Consider the following 23,483-nt stretch of genomic DNA (forward strand, 5'->3'; position numbering starts at 1 on the left):
CGGAGCTGCCGATAACGATTGCGATTCGGAATGGTTATCTGACGGTATGACGGGGGACTGTCCTTCACTTGCTCTTTACGATTCCCCAGTACTCATGCGGCACTTGAGTTTGCTGGCGAGGCACCTCCCACACGCGCACCATGCGTGAAGGTCTCGCCCGGAGGGGAATTCTGTGTTTTCTGTGTCTTCAGCAACCTCTCCGTCGTCCAGGGCGACGACGGAGCAGTCCATACAGAGCCTGAGCGGAGGTCGCCGGCACGACCAGGAGCCGGGCCGCGCGGGGCGGGGCCGCGGCCTCGCCCGGACAGCAGCCGCTGTGCTGGCCTCCGGCCTCCTCGCGGCCGGCGGCCTCGCCGGCGCGACGCCGGCGGCCGCGGAGCCCGGTCAGCACCAGGGCGGCGCGACCGCCGTACTGGACGACCTGAAGACCTATGACTACGCGCTGCTCAACACGGGCGACGGCAAGTCCCAGGAGCTTCCCGCCGGACTGTTCGAGATGAAGGTCGACGGCGGCGGCACGATCAAGACGTACTGCATCGACTTCCACACCCCGACCAAGGACGGGGCCAAGTACCAGGAGACCCCCTGGGACCAGTCCTCGCTCGGTAAGAACGAGAACGCGGGCAAGATCCGCTGGATCCTGCAGCACTCCTACCCGCAGGTGAACGACTTCGCGGCGCTCGCCGACGAGGCCGGGACCGGACCGCTCACGGAGAAGACCGCTGCCGCGGGCACCCAGGTCGCCATCTGGCGCTTCTCGGACAAGGCCGACGTCACGGCCAAGGACGAGAACGCCGAGAAGCTCGCCGACTGGCTGGAGAAGCAGGCCCAGGTCGTCGAGGAGCCCAAGGCCTCCGTCGCCCTGGAGCCTGCCGCGGTCTCTGGCAAGGCCGGTCAGCGGCTCGGCCCGGTCACCGTCCACACGGACGCCGAACAGGTCTCCGTCTCGCCGCCGGCCGACGCCGCCGCCAGCGGGGTCACGGTCACCGACAAGGACGGCAAGCCCGTCACCGAGGCCGTCGACGGCACCGGCCTCTACTTCGACATCCCCGAGGACGCCGCCGACGGCTCCGCCTCGCTGACCGTCCAGGCCACGACCTCGGTCCCCGTCGGCCGGGTCTTCACCGGGCTGATCAAGAGCCAGACGATGATCCTCGCCGGCTCCAGCGAGTCCACGGTCACCGCGACGGCGACCGCCACCTGGGCCGAGAAGGGCGCTGCCCCCGCGCTCACCGCCGAGAAGAACTGCGCCAAGGGCGGCGTGGACATCACCGCGGGCAACAAGGGCGACGAGCCCTTCACCTTCGAGCTCGCCGGCGCCAAACACACCATCCCCGCCGGTGAGACCCGGACGGTGACGATCCCGGTCGCCGAGGACCAGGCCTACGACTTCACGATCACCGGCCCCGGCGGCTTCAGCAAGAACTTCAAGGGCGTCCTGGACTGCGAGACCGCAGGCACCCCGGCGCCGGGTGACGAGACCGACACCCAGAGTGGCTCCGAGCCGGTGCCCGCCCAGACCGGCACCAGCTCCACCGGCGCCGAGGGCGACCTCGCCGCGACCGGCGGCTCCAGTGCCACCCCCGTCATCGCGGGTGTCGCCATCGCCCTCGTCGTCCTCGGCGGCGGCGCGGTCTTCCTGCTCCGCCGGAAGAAGCCGCAGACCAGCGGTCAGTGAGTGACTGATGTGACCACGGGCGCTTCGTGAGAACGCGCCGGTGACGGGCCCGGTACGGACATCCGTACCGGGCCCTTCGCGTTCCCGGCGGCCGGAAGGCGCGTACCCGGGACCGGACTGGTTTCCGTCCGGGTGCGGACGTCAGGCAAGATGGGTGTATCTGCCCACACCTCTATTGCTGCCGGACGGTTTCTCTTGGCTGAGTACATCTACACCATGCGCAAGACGCGCAAGGCGCATGGCGACAAGGTGATCCTCGACGACGTCACCCTGAACTTCCTGCCCGGTGCGAAGATCGGTGTGGTGGGCCCCAACGGCGCCGGTAAGTCCACGGTGCTGAAGATCATGGCGGGCCTGGAGCAGCCGTCCAACGGTGACGCGTTCCTGGCTCCCGGTTTCAGCGTCGGCATCCTCATGCAGGAGCCGAAGCTCGACGAGAGCAAGACCGTTCTGGAGAACGTCCAGGACGGCGCCGCCGAGATCATGGGCAAGCTCAAGCGCTTCAACGAGGTCGCCGAGCTCATGGCGACCGACTACTCCGACGCGCTCATGGACGAGATGGGCAAGCTCCAGGAGGACCTGGACCACGCCAACGCGTGGGACCTGGACGCGCAGCTGGAGCAGGCCATGGACGCCCTGGGCTGCCCGCCCGGCGACTGGCCCGTCAACAACCTCTCCGGCGGCGAGAAGCGCCGTGTGGCGCTCTGCAAGCTGCTGATCGAGGCCCCGGACCTGCTCCTCCTCGACGAGCCCACCAACCACCTCGACGCCGAGTCGGTGAACTGGCTGGAGCAGCACCTCTCGAAGTACCCGGGCGCCGTCGTGGCCGTCACCCACGACCGGTACTTCCTGAACAACGTCGCCGAGTGGATCCTCGAGCTCGACCGCGGCCGTGCGATCCCCTACGAGGGCAACTACTCCACGTACCTGGACCGCAAGGCCACCCGCCTCAAGGTCGAGGGCCGCAAGGACGAGAAGCGTCAGAAGCGGCTCAAGGAAGAGCTGGAGTGGGTCCGCTCCAACGCCAAGGGCCGCCAGACCAAGTCCAAGGCCCGTCTCGCCCGTTACGAGGAGATGGCGGCCGAGGCGGACAAGATGCGGAAGCTGGACTTCGAGGAGATCCAGATCCCGCCGGGCCCGCGGCTCGGTTCCATCGTCGTCGAGGTCGAGAACCTCTCGAAGGCCTTCGGCGACAAGGTCCTCATCGACGACCTGTCGTTCACGCTCCCGCGCAACGGCATCGTCGGCATCATCGGTCCGAACGGTGCGGGCAAGACCACGCTGTTCAAGATGATCCAGGGCCTGGAGACGCCGGACTCCGGCGCCATCAAGGTCGGCGACACGGTCAAGATCTCCTACGTCGACCAGTCCCGCGCCAACATCGACCCGAAGAAGACCCTCTGGGCCGTCGTGTCGGACGAGCTGGACTACATCAACGTCGGCCAGGTCGAGATGCCCTCGCGGGCGTACGTCTCCGCGTTCGGCTTCAAGGGCCCGGACCAGCAGAAGCCGGCCGGTGTCCTGTCCGGTGGTGAGCGCAACCGCCTCAACCTGGCGCTGACGCTCAAGGAGGGCGGCAACCTGCTGCTCCTCGACGAGCCCACCAACGACCTCGACGTCGAGACCCTGTCCTCGCTCGAGAACGCGCTGCTGGAGTTCCCCGGTGCGGCCGTGGTCATCTCCCACGACCGCTGGTTCCTGGACCGCGTCGCCACGCACATCCTGGCGTACGAGGGCGACTCCAAGTGGTACTGGTTCGAGGGCAACTTCGAGTCGTACGAGAAGAACAAGATCGAGCGCCTCGGTGCGGACGCGGCCCGCCCGCACCGCGCCACGTACAAGAAGCTCACGCGAGGCTGATCGTGGCCCGTCACATCTACAGCTGTCCGCTGCGCTGGTCGGACATGGACGCCTTCGGCCACGTGAACAACGTGGTCTTCCTCCGCTACCTGGAGGAGGCGCGCATCGACTTCATGTTCCGGCTGGCGCCGGGGGACGGTTCGCCGTCCTTCGCCGGCGGGTCCGTCGTCGCCCGGCACGAGATCGACTACGTGCGCCCGCTGGTCCACCGGCACGCGCCGGTGACCGTCGAGTCCTGGGTCACGAAGATAGGTGCCGCGTCGCTGACGATCGCCTATGAGATCAAGGACCCCGAGCAGGTCTACGTACGGGCGTCGACGATCGTCGTGCCCTACGACCTGGCCGAGGAGCGGCCCCGGCGGATCACCGCCGAGGAGAAGCACTTCCTCCAGGCGTACCTGGACCAGGAGCCGGCTGTCGCATGACGGTGCCCGTGCGGTCGCTGCAGTTCGCCGACGCGAGGGAGGCGGCGGATCTCGCCGCCTTCCTCGGCCGGCTGCTCCACTACGACCGGGCCGCCGCTGTCCGCCTCCAGGCGGGCGGCGGCGCCCTGGCGGTGTTCGGCCGCCCGCCGTCGTTCGAGGTCCTCGCGATCCGTACGGCACGGCTGTCCGGCCCGCAGGACTTCGACACCACCGTCTCGGCCGGTGAACTCCTCGAATCGCTGGACCCGGACGAAGCGGCCGGGCCCGGTGCCCTGCCCGCGCCCGTCACCGGTCCGCCCTGGACCGGAGTGCTGCCGCCGCGCGGCGGCTGGCAGGAACGCCCCGGGCTCCCGGGACCGGAGAGCCTGCGCAGCACGCTCACCGACGCCGTGGCCGAATTCCGGGCCCGTGACACGGCCCTTCCCGAGGACCGGCGCACCCGCGCGGAACGCGACCTGATCGGCCGTGACATCTGGTCCCGCACGGTCGGCGACACCGGACTCCCGCTGCGCGCCGTACACGCCGCCCAGTCCCTCGGCTTCCTGCGGCCGTCGCCCGCCTTCCCCGTCGCGCTGCTCACGGCCGGTGCGTGGCTGCGGCTGCGGACACCGTTCGGCTCGATCGCCCTGCGGGGCGCGGGCGGCGGGCTCGGCACCCTCGCGGTGACCGTCGGGACCGCCTGAGCCCCCCGCCCTACTCCGCCGGGGTGGCCTTCGGCTCGTCCGGCCACACCCCGATGTGGTCCTGCTCCAGCTCCAGCATCACCCGGTGCTCCATGCCCAGCGCCCCGGTGTAGTCGGCGGGCAGCTGCAGCCGGCCCGCCCGGTCGAGCATCGCGTACTCCCGCGCCACCTGGGACTCCTGCCCCGTCGCAGCGTCGACCTCCGTGCGCCGCAGCACCTCGGAGGACGTACGGCCGTCGCGGATCGCCACCGTGCGGCGTACCTCGCTCGCCACCGCCTGGTCATGGGTGACGATCACGATCGTCGTGCCGAGCTCCTCGTTGGCACGGCGGAACGCGGCGAACACCTGCTCGCCGGTGGCCGAGTCCAGCTCACCGGTCGGCTCGTCGGCCAGCAGCACCGACGGGTTGTTGGCCAGGGCCACCGCGATCGCCACCCGCTGCTGCTGGCCGCCGGACATCTGCGCCGGGCGGCGGTCACGGCAGTCCGCGACCTCCAGCATCCGCAGCAACGACTCCGCACGCGAGGCCCGCTCACGATTACGGCCACCGCCGCGCAGCTGCATCGGGAGCGTGATGTTCTGTACGGCGGTCAGATACGACAGCAGGTTCCGGGAGGTCTGCTGCCACACGAAGCCCACCACGTCCCGGCGATAGCGCAGGCGTTCCTTCGGCCCCATCGCCAGCAGGTCGCGGCCGGCCACCTTCGCCGAGCCCGCCGTGGGCACGTCGAGGCCCGCCAGGATGTTCATCAGGGTGGACTTCCCACTGCCCGAGGCGCCGACCAGCGCCATCAACTCGCCCTCGGTGACGAGCAGATCGAGCCCCTGCAGGGCCTGTACCTCCACCCCGTCCGCGGAGAAGACCCGCACCAGCCGGTCGCAGGCGATCAGCGCGTCATGTCCGTACGACGGCCGGTCGCGGCGGGTGGCGGCCCGCTGTTCGAGCTCCGCCAGGGTGGTCTCTGTCGACGACGTCATCGGGTGTCTCCTGCCCTGAGTTCCTTGATCGATCCACGACGGCTCGCCCACCAGGCCTGGACGCCCGCCACGGCTCCGGCGAGGACCACGACCCCCAGCGCCGGAAGCGCCAGCGACCGGAGGTCTGCCCGCAGGGAAGCGGTGTCCGGTGATCCCGGCTCCCCGCCCGCCAGCGCCAGCGCGGCCAGGTCGATGCCGGGGGCCAGCAGGGCGATGGTCGCCCAGCCGACGAGGAGCCCGCCGAACGCGGCCAGCAGCGCCTGCGGCATGGCCTCGAACGCGAGCAGCCGCCGGCCCTGCCGGGTGGTGAGCCCCATGGTGCGCAGCCGGGCCAGCAGCGCCCTGCGCTCCGGTGCGCTCTGCAGCAGGGACAGCAGCACGGCGAGCAGCGCGTATCCGGCGCCCGCCGCGACAGCCGCCCCGTAGATCCGCTCGGCGCCCGACTGCATCGGGGTGTCGACGAACGCCTCGCGCACCTGTGACCGCAGCCGGACGGTGAACCGGCCCGCGTCGTGCGCGGCGGCCCGCAGCTTCGCGGCGTCCGGTGCGGTGCCCGTGACCATCAGGGTCGTGGGCCGCCGTGTGACGAGCCCCGCGGAGTCCACGATCAGGAAGCCGGAATCCGTCACCGCGGACGTGCGTGAGCGGACGGCGGCGACCCGCACCGTGATGTCCCCGCCCTCCGACTGGATGGTGTGCGGCTGGTCGCCGAGCAGCTTCGCCACCTCGGGGGAAGCGATCGCCGGCAGCGCCTCGCCCGGCCCCTCGCCCGCCTTCAGCAGCTCGACGGGCAGCGCGGGCAGACCCGTCTCCCTGGCCAGCCGCGCGTACGACCCGGGCTCCACGCCCAGCAGGGTCGCCCGCCCGGTGTCCCCCCTGACGTCCAGGGCGGCGGCCAGCGGAACGCTGTACTCGATGCGCACGGCCGTCACGCTCCCGACGCCGTCCATCGCCCGCACCGTGCGGGCCAGGCCGTCCGGGATCCCCGCCGGCCCGAGGTTCTCGCCGCTGATCCGGGCGTCGGCGCCGACCGTCCGCAGCGCCGCGTCGTCGCGCGCGTCGCCGACCCCGGCCAGCACCGAACCGCCGAAGGCCGCCGTGGTCAGTGCGATCAGCAGGGCGAGCAGCGGCAGGGTGCCGCTCGTGGCGGCCCGGCCCGCCCGGGCCAGGGCCAGGAAACCGACCGCCCCGCGCAGTCGCGCGACGGGACGGGCCGCCAGCCGGAGCGGCAGCGGATAGAGCCGTACGAGGACGAGGGCCGCGATCAGCCCCACCAGGACGGGGGCGGAGCTGACCAGCAGGTCCGGTCCCGTCGCCGTACCGCGCCGGCGCAGCGCGGCGACCGCGCCGGTCGCCAGCACGAGCAGGGTCAGCTCGGCGACCGTACGCCGCCGGGAGGGCCTGGCGTGCACGACGTCCTCGCGGGCGCCGTGCAGCAGCGGCCTGCGGTGGTGCAGCGTCGTACGCAGCGGCAACGCCACACAGACCAGGGCCGCGACCGAGGCGGCCCCGGTGAGGGCGGGCCACCACCGGGCCTCGCCGATGAGGAGGACGGCCAGCAGCAGCCCGAGCGCCGCCGCGGGCAGGACGGCCACCGCCGTCTCGGCCAGCAGCCGTCCGGCGATGCCCGGCAGCGAGCCGCCCCGGGAGCGCAGCAGGGCGAGCTCGTGGTGGCGGCGGGCGCCGATCAGACCGCCCGTCATCAGCAGGACCACGGCGGCCACCGCGCCGATCCCCACGGCGGCGACCGTGACGACGGGACCGATCGCCCTGCCCATCGCCGCATAGGCGTCGAGAATGGCGTCCAGGTCCGTCGTGAGTGTCGTGTTGGGCCCGGCCAGTGCGCGCAGCTTCAGCAGCCCGGGGCCGTTCTCCAGCGAGGCGACGGCGTCCCGCAGGCGGGGGGCGTCGGCCGCTGTGAGGCCGGAGTGGTCCGGGGCGATGCGCCAGTAGAGTTCCGGCTCACCCGTGGTGCCCAGCAGCGCCGGTCCGGTGTCGGGCGCCAGGAGCAGCGTCGCCTGCCAGTAGAAGACCGGCGTGGGGGAACCCGGGGCCGCGACCAGGGACGGGGCGCGGTAGAGGGGGTCGACCGCCCAGTAGCCGCTCTTCGGGTGCAGCGGGGTCACGAGCCCCGTGATGCGTACGGTCAGCGGCTTCCCGCTCTGTGTGGGCACCGCGATCGTGGAGCCCGGCCTCATCTTCAGCTCGGCGGCGGTCTCCTGCGTGACGGCCGCCTCCACCTCACGGGTGTCGGCGGTCACCTCGCCGCGCGAGGCGGGCCAGCGGCCCGCCGCCAGCCTGCTGTGCTCGCCGAGCTCCGACGGGACGGCGTAGTGCAGCTGAGGGGGCATCGCGTTAGGACGCGGCAGCCAGGCCTCCCGCGCGACGATCGGCTTCGACGTGTGCACCCCGTAGGAGGAGAGCGGCAGATCGGCCCGCAGGGGTCCGGGAAGATCCTTCACCAGCGCCCGGTCCACTTCCGCCAGCGCCTCCTCACGCATGACCTGCTCACGCACCGGGCGCGGAGCCGCCAGCGAGGGCGGGGGCGTGGTCACTTCGAGCACGCTCAGCCCCGGCGACGCGGTCGCGATGTCGTGGCGCAGCGCCTTCGTCTCGTACGCGTCCACGGAGCGCGGGAACGCGGCGGCGAGGAACGCCGTCAGGAACACCAGGACCGCGAGGGCGGCGCTGATCCCGGGGGCGGTACGCAGCCGCGTGCGGACCCAGGGGGCGCAGGCGGCCGGAATCTTGGCGGCGGTCATGTCAGTGGTCCCCCTGGTGGCGCAGCGAAACGGCGGGGTCGGCCCGCCTCAGCGTGAGGGCGGCCACGATCAGCAGCGGCAGCGCCGCGACGGAGGCCAGCAGCACGGAGACCTGCCCGGCGGGCAACAGCACCAGGACGTCCGGCACCGGCCTGGCGGCCTGCCCCGTCAGCACCACGAGCGGCACGACGGCCCTGGTCAGCACGGCCCCCAGAGCGAGCCCGATCAGCACCGCGAGGACGATCAGGATCCCCTGCTCCGCGGCGACCATCCGGGCCAGCCTGCGGCGGGGCGTGCCCAGAGCCCGCAACACGGCGAACTCGGCGGACCGTTCGCGCTGCGAGCCCACGAGACCGACCGCGTGACCGACCGCGGCCAGTGCGGCGGCCACCGCGGCGACCGCCAGCAGCGCGGACTGCGGCCCCGCCCCCAGCGGGTCGTCCGCCAGCTCCCGGGCCGTCTCGTCGCGCACCAGCACCTGGGCCGGGTCCGTACCCGGCAGCTCGCGCAGCGCCGCCGCCACGTCGGGGCCCTCACCCGGCGCCGTGCTCAGCCACCACTCGGTGGGTGCCAGGGTGGCTCCGGAGCGGTGGGCGAGCACCTCGGAGACCGCCTTGAGATCAAGGAGCAGGCTCCCGCCCGGCTTCGCCGACGACTCCGTCCCGCCCACGGCCGCCAAGGAGCCGGCGGCGCCGGTGGTGGGCAGCTGCCGTACCGACCTCACCAGGGTCACCCGGACCGTGTGGCCGGACAGGGTGAGGTCGATCTCCTGGCCGGGCTTCGCTCCCGAATACCTCAGATACGCGTCGGTCGCCACCGCCTTGAGCGCGGGCGCCGCCGCACGGACCGCGGTGATCCGGAGCGTGCCGACCGGGCCGCCGCCGAAGAACGGCTCCGGCGTCAGGACGGCCCCGGTGCCGTACCGGAAGGAGGGTTCCGCACCGGAGCCGCTCACCGTCCGCGGCGTCTCGCCCGGCCGCTCCTCCCCGGCCTCGGTCACGGTCGTCGCGGCCCGCCAGCGCACCGTGTCCGCGACCTGGACCGGCCGTTCGCCGCCCCCCGTGGTCCGCGCCCTCAGGCCCGTCACCGAGACCAGCCGCTTCTCGGAGCGGCCCGCGGGCACGTCGCCGTCCACCTCGAAGCCGGTCACGGCCAGCCCACCCGACGGGGACACGGGGACGGAGACGGTGTGTGCACGCCCGTCGACGGGAACGGCCCCGGCACCGATCCGGTAGCCGATGCCGTAACGGTCCTCCAGCAGCACGCTGACCAGCGGAGCCGCACCGGCAGGCTTCCTGCCCCTCGGTGCCGCGGAGTCGAGGATCCGCAGATCGAACAGCGCCCGGGTGCTGTTCTCCGGCAGCAGCACCCCGGTACGCGCGGCCTTCGGCGGGGCGATCGCGTCGAACAGCTCGTGCGGTGCCGAGCCCGCGAGGTCCTCGCGCATCAGCATCCGCTCGCCGGCGTGCGCGGTGTCCAGCGCCAGCACCTCGGCCGTCCGCCCGCCGGACAGGTCGGCCGTCGTGCGGAACGCCGGAGCCGCCTCACGCACGCCGGGCAGATCCGTGTAGGGCGCGGCCTTCGACGGGTCGTTGCCGAGGCCGGCCACGACCCGTACCGAAGCGCCGGACCTGAAGTCGGCCTGGTCGCTCTGCGAGCGGTCCCAGGAAGCGGCCTGGCCGATGGCCAGCATGCCCGTCGCCACGGCCAGCACCAGCAGCAGCACCGGACCCGCACCGCGCAGCGGGCGACGGCTGAACTGCCAGCCGGCCAGAGCCGCGGACAGCCCCCGGCCGCCCGCCGCACGGCGCTCCGCGAGCCGGGCCGCCGGGGGCAGCAGGCGCAACGTCAGCACCGTACCCGCGAGCAGGGCCAGGGCGGGGGCGGCGACCAGCAGCGGATCGATGCCGAGTTCGCCCTCCCGGTCACCACTGAGCGCGCCGCTGCCCGAGGACCCGGTCCGGCGGTCCAGCTGCCAGTAGGCCACCCCGGCGATCAGCAGCAGCCCGAGGTCGGCGCCCGCGCGCACCGGGGTGGGCAGCGCGGCGGTGCGGGAGCCCCGCCGCCCGCCCGTACTCGCGGCCAGGGCGGGCGCCACCACGGCGAGCGCACACGCCAGCGCGACGGCGGTGGCCACCAGCCACACCGAGCCGTTCAGACCACCGCCGAGCTCCAGCCCGATCCGGGTGAGCCCGCTCCGGTCCGCGAGCAGCCGGGTCAACGGTCCGGCGAGCAGCGGGGCGACGAGGGCGGCGGGCACCGCGAGCAGCAGCGCCTCGGTCGCGGCCAGCGAGGCGAGACGGCCCCGCGAACCGCCCCGGGCCCGCAGCAGTCCGGTCTCGCCGGCCCGCTCGCCGCTCAGCAGCCGGGCCACGAGCAACAGGGCGTAACCCGCCAGCAGGACCAGCTGGACGGCGACGATCATGATCGTCGAGCGGGACACCAGCAGCGACCGGTCGATCTGCTCGAGGACGGTGGGCAGCGAGGTCCGCACCGTGACCTCGCCGTCGAACACCGGGGCCGCCGACAGCGCCTTCGGCCCGTCCGTCGAGGCGCGGTGCAGATCCCCGGTCCGGCCGGTGGTCACCGTACGGAAGTCGGCGCCCGCCAGCCATGACACTCCGCCGGCACTGAGCCGGCCGGAAGCCAGCACCGCCGGGTCGGCGAGCAGCGGACCGTACGTCGTGAAGACCACCTTGCGGACCCCGCGCCCGCCGAGCGCGTCCAACTGCCAGTACGGGTCGGCCTGGTCGGACGCCTCGTACAGACCGGTGATCTCGATCGCGAGCGGTGCTCCGCCCAGCCGGTCGACCAGGGTGAGCCGTGTGCCCGGCTCCACCTTCAGGGCCTCGGCGGCGGCGCGGGGGAGCGCCACCTGCACCGGCTCGGCCGCCTCACCGGCCCCGGCGAGGGGCATGCGCCCCTCGGTCAGGCGGACGAGGCCGCGGTCGAGCGAGGCGAGATGCGTGAGATCGGGCTCGCCGCGCCGGCCGGCCGGAGCCTGGAGGCCGCGGGGCAGGGCGTACGGTCCGGAGGTCTCCAGCTTCCGTACGGTCACCGGCAGTCCGTCGAACGTGTCGCGCGCCTCCCGGCGGACCGCTGCGTCGGCCTCCTCGCGCCGGTCGCGCTCCACCTCGGCCGACACGAGGAGGGCGGCCGCGCCGGCGGCGCGGTGGGTCAGCGTGTGCCGCAGGGCGGCGTCCCCGATCGAACCGGCGAAGGCGGTCAGCGCGGCCAGGACACAGGTGGTGAGCAGCACGGCCAGGAGGGCGGCCGCGAGAAGCAGCCGGTGCGCACGCACCCGCAGAAGGACGAACCCCGTCACCTGATCCCCCGAACCCTCAGCAGCCGCACGCCCCCCGACGTTTCCACGATGCTTTCAGAGTGCACGTGCTCCTGGAAACGCCTTGAGGGCGCGCTTGACGGGATCGTGACCGATATCCGGCGGCGGAGTACCGGATTCCGCACGCGGGGCGGGGTGGGGCGGGGTCAGTCCTCAGTGTTGATCATGGAGGCGGCGGCGTACGTGAGGTAGTCCCACAGCTGCCGCTCGTGCGCGGCCGACAGTCCGAGCTCGTCGAGGGCCACCCGCATGTGGGCGAGCCAGGCGTCGTGCGCCGCGCGGTCCACCTGGAACGGGGCGTGGCGCATCCGCAGCCGGGGATGGCCCCGGCGGTCGCTGTAGGTGCGCGGGCCGCCCCAGTACTGCATCAGGAACAGCGCGAAGCGCTCCTCGGCCGGACCCAGATCCTCCTCCGGGTACATCGGCCGCAGCAGCGGGTCGTCCGCCACTCCCTGGTAGAAGCGGTGGACCAGGCGCCGGAAGGTCTCCTCGCCGCCGACCTGCTCGTAGAAGGTCTGCTCCTGAAGCGTGTCGCGCGGAATCTCTGTCACCCGTCCATCGTCGCAGACGCACCGGCCGAGTACCGAAGACCTAGGACTCCGGTACCCGGCGCGGGCGTACGGCGTCAGTCGCGGCGGACCGTGATCGTCGTCCAGGCCCCGACGTGCACCTGGTCGCCGTCCTGGAGCGGGACGGGGACATAGGGCTGGATCGGGTCCTCGGCGCCGTTGAGCGTGGTGCCGTTGGTGGAGTTCTGGTCGACGACCGCCCAGGTGCCGTCCGGCTGCCGCACCAGCACGGCGTGCTGGTGCGAGACGCCCGGATCCTCCGGCGGCACGGCCAGATCGATGTCGGGGGACTCGCCGGTGCTGTGCCGGCGGCGGCCGATGGTGATCTGGTTGCCGGTGAGCGGGAGGTGCTGCTCCGGGGAGTACGCGGGCAGGTTGAGCCCGGTCGCCTCCGGACCGCTGCGCTGCATCATCGCCAGGAAGTACGCGCGGTCCGGGGCGATGACGGCCGACCAGCCGCCGGGCGACCGGTCCCGGCCCTGGCCGGGTGCCTGGTTGGGTGCCTGGCCGGGGAACTGCTGCTGCGGAGGCTGAGGCGCCTGGGGCGTCTGCGGTCCCTGCTGGAAGGACTGCGGAGGCTGCTGCTGCGACGGCGGCGGCAGCATCCAGTCGTCGTCCCCGCCGGTCCGCGGTGCCTGCGGCGGCGCGGACTGCTGCTGGAACGACGGCGGGGGCGGCGGGCCCTGCCGCTGCGGCTCGAACGGCGAGGGCGGGCCCTGCTGCCCAGGACCCTGGTGCCCCGGCCCCTGCTGCTGCCCGGGCCTCTGCGGCTCGAACGGCGAAGGCTGACCTGGCTGTCCCTGGCGCTCGAAGGGGGACGACGACTGCTGCTCGAAGGCGGGCGGGGGCGGCGGCCCCTGCTGGAACGACGGCGGCGGACCCGGCCGCTCCGCCTGCTCCGGCGCGAGCGGCTCCGCCGGCCGGTTCATCTGCGAGGGCCGCGAGCCCTGGTACTCCAAGGGGTCCCGCTGCTGCGAGGGCGACGGCGGGCCCTGCTGCGCCTGGAAGCCGGGCGGCAGATTCAGGCCGGGCACCGGGCCGCCGACGCCGCCCTGCGGTGCCAGCGGGGTGTACGAGGTCGCCGTGTTCGTGAGGAAGTTCCAGCGGCACTCCTCGCAGAAGGGTGCCATCGCCTCACGCGGGGTGCGGCACTGCGGGCAGAGCTCGGCCTGGGCGGCCGGCTCGCCGGAGCCCTGCGGATAGCCGTAACCGGGCGCGGGTGGCGGAGGAGGCGGCGGCGGGACCGCGCCCGCGGGCGCACCCGCCCCGGCCATGCGATGTCCGCAGACCTCGCACCAGTCCTCGGAACCCGACTGGTGTCCGTTCGGGCAGGTCGGCATGTCGGCGCTTCCCCCTCTCCTCATCCGGCCCGCAGGCCGTCATGCTCGTAGGCGTGCCGCGCGGCAGACCGGGTGGCCCCTCGTACGGCTGTGTCGCTGTCCTGTGCGCGGCTGTCGTCCGTGCCGCTATTTCTTGACGCGAACGGTCTTGGTCGAGCGCGTTTCGAGTGTCATCTCGTCCGCTTCCGCCACCCTCGCTTTCAGTCGCACAGTACCGGTCGCCGCGTCGACGACGTCGACCACCTTCGAAAGGAGTTTCGCGGTATCCGCGTTTCCGGAGGCCGAGGCGAGCTGCACCGCGCGGCCCAGCTTCGCGGTCGCGCCGTCGAAGTCTCCCGATTTGCGTGCGTCCAGGCCTTGTTGGATGACGTGTGCCAATTCTGCCTGGCCCGTGTAGTGGGCAACCTGCGGGTTGATCGACGTGGACGCCACCATGTCGTCCGTCCACACCGCCCGTACGAGGCCCTGGGAGAGGGTCTGCGGGGCGGGGTCGCCCGAGGTGGCGGGCAGGATCAGTGAAACGCGGGCCGCCAGCATCTCCTGGCCGATCCCGGCCTCCGGGACCCGTACGCACACGTGGTAGTCCCGGGACTCGTCGCCCCAGGAGCCCGTCGGGTAGTCACCGGCGCGGGGCCCCGCCTCGGTGCGGCGGCCGGTCAGATCGGTGACCGCGGGTGCGACCTGCTTCACGAACACGATCTCGACCCCGACGGGCGTCCAGAGCCGCAGGGCCACATCCGCGACCTCCTTGCCCATCGCGCCCTCCATCATCCGCGTGAAGTCCGCGGCGAGGCCCGCCGGATCGGCGACGATGTCGGCCGTGCCGAGCAGGGCGGAGGCGACGGCTGTGACCTCCTTCACCTCCCAGTCGGTGCCGACCCCACGGGCGTCGCAGGTGAAACGGCCCGCACAGGACTCCAGAGCGGCCCGCAGGTCCTCCGGGGCCTCGTGCTCGTTACGCCCGTCGGTGAGGAGGATGCCGTGCCGGATGTCCACATCGGCCGCCGCGAGCAGCCGGTCGGCCAGCCGCAGCCAGGTACCGATCGCCGTACCGCCGCCCGCGCTCAGCCGGCGCAGAGCGCCCTTCGCCTGGGCCTTGGTCTGCGCGTCGGCGGTCGCGAGGCGCCCGTTGCCCGGGTACACGTCCTCGGCCATGTGCGTCCCCGCCACCACCGCGAACCGCGTGCCGTCGCGCAGGGTGTCGATGGCCGCCGCCGTGGCGTCGCGCGCGTTGCGCATCTTCGTCGGCGGGTAGTCCATCGAGCCGGAGCAGTCGACCATGAGCACCACAGCCGCGTGCGGTGCCGTCCGTCCCGATGTCCGCGCCGGCGTCGGGGAGGCGCCGGCCGGCCGCACACCACCTGTGGTCCCCCCGCCCGTCGAGGTGACGGTGACGATCGCGTTGACCTCGCGGCCGCCCTCGGGCAGATAGGCGTTCTGGTACACCTCGACGGAGAACTGCGGCACGTTCGACTTGGCGAAGTTGGCCATCTGATCGGCTCCTCGATGCTCCACGTGTGTCAGGTGAAGACAGGTATGCGGACAGGGGCGAGTAGGAACAGCAAGAGCAAGAGCAAGAGGAAGAGGAGGGAGGAAGAGGCGGACAGGACGCGGCTCAGGCGGGGCCGCAGGCCGATCCTGCCCCTCGGGGCGGCACGGCGAACGGCAGCAGAGCCACTGTTACGTTGTCGTGGCCCCCGCCGTCGAGCGCGTGGCCGACCAGCACCTGGGCTCCGTGCAGCGGCCGCTCGTAGGCGTCGAGCGGCACCGCGGCGGCCATGTCCACCGCCGCCTCCGCGTAGTTCCACAGGCCGTCCGTGCACACCACGACCAGCCCCGGCCGGTCCGGCTTGAAGGACGCGGTGTGCGGTTCGAGGTCGTACGCGTCGGCTCCGAGCCAGCCCGTGATGGCGTGGGCGCGCTCGTCGGCGTACGCCTCCGCCTCGTTCATCAGGCCCGTCGCCACCATCTGCTCCGCCCAGGAGTCGTCCTCCGTGAGCCGGACGGGCGGGCTGGTGCGGTCCTCGGGCACCCAGTAGACACGGCTGTCGCCGACCCAGCCGACGATCAGCAGTTCGCCCGCCGTGATCGCACCGACCAGGGTGCAGGCCGGGGCGTTCCGGTGGCGGTGCGGATCGTGCTCCCTCGCCTCACCCGGCTCCTGCGCCAGGGAGTTGACGGCCTCGGAGGCGGCGAGGATCGCCTCGTGCATCGCCTGCTGCGGATGCGTGCCGCGCGGCAGCGACTCCAGCAACGCCTCGTTGGCCGCGGTCGCCGCGGCGGCCGACGCCTCGTCGGGACGGCTCGCGGACGAGACGCCGTCGCACACGATCGCGACGACGGCCGGTGAGCCGTCCGGCAGGGCCGTCGAGGACACCGCGAAGGCGTCCTCGTTGCGGTGGTGGCGCAGACCCCGGTCGCTGACCGCCGCCACGGAGCCGAGCTCCTGCTCCATGTGGTCGCGCTCGCGGGGCTGGGCGTGGCCGCAGTTCTCGCAGTACCCGTCGGTGTCCACGCGGCCGGAGCGGCAGGCCACACAGATCTTGCCGCCCGTGGCCGCGGTTTGCTCCGCGGTGCGCGGATCGGGCGCTGCCAGCTCGAAGTCGCCCGAGGCACCCGCCGGGCCGTCCGGCTCGTCGAAGCGGACCCCCGCAGGAGCCGCTGAAGGGGCGGCCGCGGCCGGAGCGGCAGGGGCGGCCGCCCGCAGGGGCTTGCCGCCCGAGTCCACGCCCGGCAGATCGGTGGGACGGTGCGTGGGCGCGGGGAGATCGGAGCTGTCGGCCTCGGACGCGGGTGGCCACTCCACCGGACCGGGGGCCGGCGCCTGTCCGGCCGCGCTCCGTGCCGGGACCGTGAGGGCGACCGTCGGACGGTCACCGGGGGGCGCGGGCACGGCCGACAGGTCGTACCCGCACGCGCCGCAGAACAGGTCGCCCGACTCCAGGGGTTCCTCGCAGCCGGGGCATCCCGGCAAAGAGGTCTGCTCATGGATCTGTGACATCTTCACACCCAGGTCCGGGGGCGGAAACGGTTGGCCCGCTCCACCAGTTCGATCCTCTCGTCGCCCCGCTGCGCGAGCCGGGCGAGCATCCGGTACGAGCGTTCGAGACCGAACCGGAGGCCCTGTTCGTCCAGCTCACTGCCGAGCAGCGCCGCCGGTCCCGCGGCTGCGGGGGAGGCCTGACCCGGCGGCCGAGCTGTCGGACCACCGGAGAGTACCCAGTCGAGTGCCTTACCCAGCACCTCGGTCGACAACCGCTCCCGGCGCACCGCGTCCAGACCGTAGTCCCGCAGTGCCGTCACCTGGTCCGCCGCGGCGGTCAGATCGTCGATCAGCGGCTCGTGCGGGGCGCGCTCGCGCAGCCGTGCCCGCACCGCGGCCACCCGGGCCGCCGTGTAGTGGATCGACGACTCCGGTACGGACTCCAGCGTCCGCACCGCACCGATCCGGTCGCCGGTGGCGATCTGCACCCGCGCCAGGCCGAACGCGGCGCTGACGAAGCCCGGGTCCGTGGCCCACACCAGCCGGTAGTACTCGGCGGCGTTGTCCAGCTGGCCCAGCACCTCCGCGCAGATGCCCAGCGCCAGCTTGGGCGCGGGCTCGCCGGGGAAGGCGTCGTACACCGCGTCGAAGGACAGCGCCGCGTTCTCCTTGTCACCCGTGACCAGGGAGGTGACCCCGCGGTACCAGACGACCCGCCAGTCCTCCGGGTGCTGCGTCTCCACCGTTGTCAGCGCTGCCACCCCGGCATCGAGTTCGCCCATGTCGAGCCGGGCCCGCAGCTCGCGCAGCCAGGTCTCCAGCGAGGGCGCGGACACGGTCTGCAGCGCGGCGACCAGCTCGGCGGGTGCCGACGTCATCACCCCGGCCAGGAAGCCGGCGTTCGGGTCGTCGGCGTCGACCCGGGGGACCGGAAGCGCCAGCGAGGCCGCCCGTGCGTCGAAGGCCACCAGCCGGGGGACGTGGCCCGGGTGAACGGCCGGGAGCGGGCCGGGGACCGCCGGACGCGGGGCCGGAACGGCCGCCTGGTGCGATGCGTGCCCCGGTGCGCCGGCGGCAGGGCGGCCCGACGTACGGTTGCCGGCGCCGCCCCGGACGTGGGTGTCCGGGGCGCTCAGCGGACCGGCGCCCGCGCCCGGAGCGCCGTACGCGGGGATGGGGGAGGCGGCGGCATGCGGCGCGGAGGCGGCGGACGGCGGAACCAGGGCTGCCGGGCCCTGAGCCACCGGCACCGCCCCCTTCCTCCGGCTTCCGAAGCGCCCCGCCGGAGCCCTGCGGGCGCCGAGCCGCGACACCTCGCCGGCCGGCTCCGCGAACAGCACCGTGTCCGTCACCCGCGGTTCCGTGCCGAACAGGGTCGAGAGCGCCGGGCGCGGGCGCCCCGTCTGCAGCGCCACCACCTCCCGCAGCACACCCGTCAGCTGCTCGGCCATCTCCGCGGCCGAGGCGAACCGCCGTGCCGGATCCGGGTCCGTGGCCCTCACCAGCAGCCGGTAGAACGACTCGTACCTCCGGAAGACGTCGATGTCGTCCGGGTCCGGCAGCGAGTCCACGAAGACGTTCGTGTACCCCTGGAAGTCGAAGGTGAGCACCGCGAGCGTCCGCGCGACGGTGTACAGGTCGGAGGCGACGGACGGCCCGGCATCGGCCACCTCCGGCGCCTGGTAGCCGACCGTGCCGTAGATGGCCGACTCGGTGTCGTCCATCCTGCGCACCGCGCCCATGTCGATCAGCTTGAGCTGGTCCTCGGTCTGGATCGCGTTGTCGACCTTGAAGTCGCAGTACAGCAGATTGCGACTGTGCAGGTGACCGATCGCCTCCAGCGCCTCGATCCCGTACGCGCACGCCTGCTCGACCGGCAGCGGGTCCCGCCTGCCGGCCGGGGTACGGCGCTCGTTGGCGATCTCCTTGAGCGCCTTGCCGCCGACGTACTCCATCACGATGTAGCCGTCGAGCGACCCGGTCCGCTGGTCCAGGTGCTCCACGAAGTTGTAGATGCGGACGATGTTGGAGTGCTCGATCTCGGCGAGGAAGCGACGCTCGGAGATGGCCGCCGCCATGGCGTCCTGGTCCCCGGTGTCCAGCAGGCCCTTCAGGACCACCCAGCGGTCGGAGACCGCACGGTCCACCGCGAGGTAGACCCAGCCGAGACCGCCGTGCGCCAGGCAGCCCGCCACCTCGTACTGCCCGTGCACGATGTCACCCCCGCGCAGCTTGGGCACGAAGGAGTAGGGGTGACCGCACTTGGTGCAGAACCCCTCGGTGCGGCCCGGTCGTTCGCCGCGTGCCCGGCCCACCGGGGCACCGCAGTCGGAGCGCGAGCAGAATCGCTTCCGCTCGGGAACCTCGGGGTTCTCCATCACCGCGGTCTGCGGATCGGGCCGCGGCACGTCGGGGACGAGCACCAGGCCCGCGCCCAGCCGGCCCCGCCCGGACGAGGAGCTCGTCGAGCTGCCCGCGGAGACCACCGACACCGAACGGGAGGCGGAGGAGTCCGACAGCGAGCGGGAGAGCCGCCCGGAGACCGAACGCCTGGACGTCGACGAACGGGACGAGGACCTCGACGAGGCCCGCGAACCCGTCCTCCGCGAGGTGCTGTCGCTGCCCCGCCCGCCCGTCCCGCCGCCGGCCGCGATCCCGGTGGGCGGCGAGCTCAGCATGCCCGTCGAGGACACGACCGGTGCGAGACCGCACGTGTCGCAGTACAGCTCACCGCCGCCCATGTCCTCGTAACTTCCCTCGCACGCCGGGCGCTGGCACTGCCTGCTCACGATGTCTCCCCCTGTTCGCCGTACCCGCCCCGGCCGCGCGGTGCCAGCAGGTCCGCGGCGGCCTGCTGGTAGCGCAGCACCGCCTGTCCCGCGACGCGCAGATCGCACGGCGCGCTCCACAGCATCCGGCGGGCCGTGTCGTACCGTTCGATCAGCAGCGGGTCCTCCGCCAGACCGTGCCGGGCCACCTTCGCCCTGTACGCGTCGAGCCTGCCGCGCAGCTCCGCACGGACCGCGAGCGGCGCGGTGACGGACGTCAGAGCCTCCCGGGCGCGCAGCAGCTCCTCCTCGGCCTCCCGCTCCAGCGAGTCCAGCAGCGGTGACAGCCGGTTCCACCGGGCGTGCCTGCGGTACGCCGACGCCGCGGCAAGCCGCTCCTGCAACGCGGTCGGCGGTCCGCTGACCGCGGGGACCTCGGAGGCGGCGATCTTCGCCAGCACCTCGCCGCGCGCCAGCCGTGCCTCGGCGAGCGTACGGTTCGCGCGCGACAGCACGTCACGCAGCCGGACCAGGCGCTGCTCGGCGTCCTGCCGGACCGCCAGCACCGCCTCGATCTCCCGGCGCACCTCCTCCAGGGCGCGGGCCGCCCGGTCGTAGCGCGTGGTGTCGGGCCGCCCGCCGCCTGGCGCGGCACTGCCGGGCCCCGGCAACCAGAACGCCAGCGGATCGGAGATCACCTGCGCCCGCAGCGCGGTCAGCTCCTGGGCGATCGACTCCAGGTCGTCGCCGGCCGGGTGCTCCCCGGGCCGCACACCGACGGAGTGCGCCAGCGAGCAGGTGCGGTGCAGCTCGGCGGCCAGCAGGTCTATCCGGGCGGGCAACGCCGACCATACGGAGTCCGACGCGAGGACCATGTCCAGCGCGTGGGCGTACAGGTCGTTCATCCGGGCGACCAGCTCCTCCAGCGTGAACCGCTCGGAGAGCCGGGCCGGACCGGTGAGCGAGGCACCCGGGCCGGCCGCCCCCTGGTTCGCCACGGTCACACCGTCGCCGCGCAGCAGCTCGGTCAGGGCCACCAGGTCGCTCCTGCCTGGGTAGCGGCGCCTGGCCCGGATCTCACGGGCCGAGGCCAGCGCCCCGGTGTAGGCGTCGAAGTACCTCCAGAGCAGCGTGATCGACTGCTGGGCGGAGGCCCAGCGTTCCTTGGTGACACCGGTCAGGTCGGCGCCCCGCAGGAGCCGGTGGCCGGCATGCTCCTCCAGGGCGAGGAGCGAGGTCTCGATGGCCTCGTGCTCCGCACCGAGCCGGGCCAGCGTACGGTCCGCCTCGTCCCGGCCCATGACCGGGCCGGGGGGCCTCCCCGTGAAGCCGGGGAAGGATCCCGCCACGCCCATCGACACCTCTCCGCTCGTTCCGCCGGACCCGAAGGTCCGGACAGGTTCAGTTGCTCCGGTACTTGGGCGCGGGGGGCGCCTCGATCCCGGGCAGTCCGGCCGCCAGCCACTGCCCGTACGACTTCATCCAGAGGCTGTCGTCACCGCCCCGGCGGTAGTCGACCAGCACCTGGTTGACCCGGGCCACCAGATCATCGGCGCCGAGCTTCGCCGCGACCCCGTAGTACTCCGTGGTGAACGGCTCGCCCTTGAGCTCCACCGCCGGATCCTGGGCGGCCTGGCCCGCTGCCAAGGCGTTGTCCGTGACCACCGCGTCGACCTCGCCGAGCTGAAGCCGCACCAGGCAGTCCAGCTGGTTGGGGACGGTCAGCCGGTCCCGGTCCCGATCGGTGCCCTCGTGCTCGTCCTCGAATATCGCGCCGTACGACTGCTTCTCCAGCGCCTCGAACGCCGTGGAGCCCTCCGCCGTGCAGACCCGCTTGCCGGCCAGGGAACCGTCGTACCCCGTGATCTTCGATTCCTTCGGCGCGAGGACCTGCTGACCGGCCTGGAAGTAGGCCGTGGAGAACGAGACCTGCTCCAGGCGCTGGCAGTTGATCGTCATCGTCCGTACGACGACGTCGACCTTGTCGTGCTCCAGCGCGGCGATGCGCTGGTTGGTGGGAACGGCCCGGTAGACCACCGCCTCCGGATCGCCCAGGAGGTCCTTGGCGATGGCCCGCACCAGGTCGATGTCGAAGCCTTCGAGGGTGTCGCTCTCCGGATCGCGGTACCCCCACCGGAAGCTGTTCTGGTCGACACCGGCGATCAGTTTCCCGCGGGCCCGGATCTTCTCGATGGTCGGGCCGTCGGCGGTCGACGGCTCCAGGCTCGCTTCCGGATCCGTGCACTCCTCGGCCTCGGCGGCCACCGCTGGGGTCACCCCCTGGCCGGTGTTCTGCCCGCCGAAGGTGCCGTCCCCGTGCGCCAGCGGCAGCAGGGTGAGTGAGGCCGTCACGGCACAGGCCACCGCCATGCCCGTCACACCGCCCCAGCCGCGCAGCCCGCGGCGCGCGGACCAGACCTTGGCCCTGGTCATCGCTCCTCCTCTCACCGGTACTCCGAGAGCCTGCGGCTGACCCCGACGATCGCGGCGACCGCACCCAGTACGGCGAGGACTGCTGCCCCGATCGGCAGCCCGCCCAGCGCCCCGCGCCCGTTCCTCGCCGCCGCGGTGAACTCGCCCTGCTCATGGGCGAGCGCCTGCCGCAGCGCGCTGTCCACCTGCTCGAAGGACTCACCCGTGGAGCCCTTCGAGCCGATGATCTGCCTCAGGGCACCCTGGTAGTCGCCCTGGTCGTCCGTCGCCCGGGCCTTCCTGTGACGGGCCTGCCACTCGGACACACCGCGGACGGCGTCCGCCACCGGCTCGCTCCCCGGGGTGCCGTCGGCGAGCTTCCCGGCGCTCCTCAGCTGCGCTCCCAGTGACTTCATGCCCGTGCCGTAGTCGGTCTCGTACTTGTCCCGCGTGCCGTCCGCCGTCAACACCGCACCGCGGGCGACCAGGGTGAGGTTCTCATTGGCGCGCGCCTTCAGCGAATTGATCCGTGCCTTGTTGAGGACATCGAGTGACTCCTGCCCCTGCGCCATCGCCTCACGCAGTTCGGCGCGGGCCACCGTGTGCCCCACGGCCAGCCACAACAGCACCACCGTGGCCGCGGCGGTCGCCGCGAGCAGCCCGTGGTTGAAGACGCGGTTCGTCCGGCGGTAGTCGCGCCGCTGCGTCCACGCCAGCGCGGCCAGCGCCACGATCCCGGCGGCCAGCGAGAGGAACGGCCACTGCCGGGCGTCGGTCGAGTCGGTGCCGAGCCTGCTGGTCTCCGCCGCGTACAACCGCTCCGCGGCCGGCAGGAGTTCGTCCGTCATCTTCTGGTTCGCGTACCGGAGGTAGGCGCCGCCGAGGGGCAGCCCCTGCCGGTTGTTGGCACGCGCACGCTCGACCAGGCCCGTGTACTCGGGAAGCAGCGTGTTGAGCGTGGTGATCTCGTCCCAGGAGGAGGAGGACACATCGGTGTTCGCCGCGGCCTTCACCAGGAGCCGGGACGCCTCCCTGATGTCCTCCTCGTACTGCTCGTGCACGTCCTCGGGCTCCTGCGCGCCCGCCAGGAAGCCGCTCGCCGCCATGGTGTCCGCGTCGGCCAGCGAACGGTAGATGCTCGCGGCGTCCGCGCTCAGCGGCTGGCTGTGCGACAGCACGTCGTCCGCGGCCGAGGCCCGCCCGGAGATCTCCAGAGCCGTGACCGCGCCGAACGCCACGACCAGCAGCGCCAGTACGGCCCCGATGATCTGGAGCCTGCCCGGCTCGGTCGTCGCCGCGGTACGCAGTCGCCCGGCGGCCACGGACCGGACACCACGACGCTGCGCGGGTACGGTCAGGGGCACGGCCGGCCCGTCCGGCGCGCGCTCCCGCTGCGAGACCCCGTTCGGCGGGTGTGTCACTTGACCTCCCCCTCGGTCACCGACGGTGGCCCGGACCCCCGGCCGATCGGGGGACTGGTGCCCGGCCAGAAGTATGGCCGCGGGGAACGGCATTCACCAGGAATGCCTCGATCCTGAGTCGATCCCCGTATTCGATCAGGGCTTGCCCGGGCGATCAAGGCGATCGCCCGGGCAAGCCCTGTGACATCCCCCGAAGCGCATCGATCTCCCCACCATGAACACGTACGGGACATCTGATCGGTTCCCGTGCGGAAGGGGCG

The 23,483-nt window shown here is 72.9% G+C and carries 15 protein-coding genes; 4 read left to right on the top strand and 11 right to left on the bottom strand.

Going from position 1 to position 23,483, the window contains the following annotated elements; all coding sequences use genetic code 11:
• Positions 1–229: 229 nt before the first annotated feature.
• The 4 genes from AB0F38_RS01665 (at position 230) to AB0F38_RS01680 (ending at position 4,646) form a co-directional block, all read left to right on the top strand.
• Positions 230–1,678 carry a Cys-Gln thioester bond-forming surface protein gene (locus AB0F38_RS01665; protein ID WP_361886706.1) on the top strand — a complete coding sequence of 483 codons (1,449 nt, stop codon included), beginning with the start codon at positions 230–232 and terminating at the stop codon, positions 1,676–1,678.
• A 195-nt stretch (positions 1,679–1,873) separates the two neighbouring features.
• Positions 1,874–3,538 carry an energy-dependent translational throttle protein EttA gene (gene ettA / locus AB0F38_RS01670; protein WP_361885063.1) on the top strand — a complete coding sequence of 555 codons (1,665 nt, stop codon included), beginning with the start codon at positions 1,874–1,876 and terminating at the stop codon, positions 3,536–3,538.
• Between the two features lie 2 nt (positions 3,539–3,540).
• Positions 3,541–3,963: a thioesterase family protein gene (locus tag AB0F38_RS01675; protein WP_361885065.1), complete on the top strand. Its 423-nt coding sequence runs from the start codon at positions 3,541–3,543 to the stop codon at positions 3,961–3,963.
• Positions 3,960–4,646 carry a hypothetical protein gene (locus AB0F38_RS01680; RefSeq protein ID WP_361885067.1) on the top strand — a complete coding sequence of 229 codons (687 nt, stop codon included), beginning with the start codon at positions 3,960–3,962 and terminating at the stop codon, positions 4,644–4,646. The genes AB0F38_RS01675 and AB0F38_RS01680 overlap by 4 nt, the downstream gene beginning before the upstream one ends.
• 10 nt (positions 4,647–4,656) lie before the next feature.
• Here AB0F38_RS01680 and AB0F38_RS01685 read toward each other — a convergent pair whose 3' ends face one another.
• The 11 genes from AB0F38_RS01685 to AB0F38_RS01735 all read right to left on the bottom strand — a co-directional run bounded on the left by AB0F38_RS01685 (position 4,657) and on the right by AB0F38_RS01735 (position 23,223).
• Positions 4,657–5,625, bottom strand: coding sequence for an ABC transporter ATP-binding protein (locus AB0F38_RS01685; RefSeq protein ID WP_361885069.1), 969 nt, complete (start codon positions 5,623–5,625; stop codon positions 4,657–4,659).
• A complete protein-coding gene (locus AB0F38_RS01690) occupies positions 5,622–8,387 on the bottom strand; it encodes an FtsX-like permease family protein (RefSeq protein WP_361885071.1) in 2,766 nt (921 codons plus the stop codon). The genes AB0F38_RS01685 and AB0F38_RS01690 overlap by 4 nt, the downstream gene beginning before the upstream one ends.
• Before the next feature lies 1 nt (position 8,388).
• Positions 8,389–11,712, bottom strand: a complete 3,324-nt coding sequence (locus AB0F38_RS01695) for an ABC transporter permease (RefSeq protein WP_361885073.1) — start codon at positions 11,710–11,712, stop codon at positions 8,389–8,391.
• 164 nt (positions 11,713–11,876) lie between these two features.
• Positions 11,877–12,281, bottom strand: a complete 405-nt coding sequence (locus AB0F38_RS01700) for a globin (RefSeq protein ID WP_361885075.1) — start codon at positions 12,279–12,281, stop codon at positions 11,877–11,879.
• 74 nt (positions 12,282–12,355) lie between these two features.
• On the bottom strand, positions 12,356–13,639 hold the full coding sequence (locus AB0F38_RS01705; RefSeq protein ID WP_361885077.1) for an FHA domain-containing protein: 1,284 nt from the start codon (positions 13,637–13,639) through the stop codon (positions 12,356–12,358).
• Positions 13,640–13,765: 126 nt separating this feature from the next.
• Positions 13,766–15,130, bottom strand: coding sequence for a VWA domain-containing protein (locus AB0F38_RS01710; protein ID WP_361885079.1), 1,365 nt, complete (start codon positions 15,128–15,130; stop codon positions 13,766–13,768).
• A gap of 124 nt (positions 15,131–15,254) precedes the next feature.
• Positions 15,255–16,640 carry a protein phosphatase 2C domain-containing protein gene (locus AB0F38_RS01715; protein WP_361885081.1) on the bottom strand — a complete coding sequence of 462 codons (1,386 nt, stop codon included), beginning with the start codon at positions 16,638–16,640 and terminating at the stop codon, positions 15,255–15,257.
• A 2-nt stretch (positions 16,641–16,642) separates the two neighbouring features.
• Positions 16,643–19,411, bottom strand: a complete 2,769-nt coding sequence (locus AB0F38_RS01720) for a tetratricopeptide repeat protein (RefSeq protein WP_361885083.1) — start codon at positions 19,409–19,411, stop codon at positions 16,643–16,645.
• Positions 19,408–20,745 (bottom strand): hypothetical protein, encoded by a 1,338-nt coding sequence (locus AB0F38_RS01725; RefSeq protein WP_361885085.1) that lies wholly within the window; start codon positions 20,743–20,745, stop codon positions 19,408–19,410. Before AB0F38_RS01725 ends, AB0F38_RS01720 begins: the two co-directional genes overlap by 4 nt.
• A 46-nt stretch (positions 20,746–20,791) precedes the next feature.
• Positions 20,792–21,823 (bottom strand): glutamate ABC transporter substrate-binding protein, encoded by a 1,032-nt coding sequence (locus AB0F38_RS01730; protein WP_361885087.1) that lies wholly within the window; start codon positions 21,821–21,823, stop codon positions 20,792–20,794.
• Positions 21,824–21,834: 11 nt separating this feature from the next.
• Positions 21,835–23,223, bottom strand: a complete 1,389-nt coding sequence (locus AB0F38_RS01735; RefSeq protein ID WP_361885089.1) for a hypothetical protein — start codon at positions 23,221–23,223, stop codon at positions 21,835–21,837.
• Positions 23,224–23,483 lie beyond the last annotated feature (260 nt).

Origin of the sequence: Streptomyces sp. NPDC025273 (assembly GCF_040638585.1) — a bacterium.
Classification (GTDB): domain Bacteria; phylum Actinomycetota; class Actinomycetes; order Streptomycetales; family Streptomycetaceae; genus Streptomyces; species Streptomyces cinereorectus.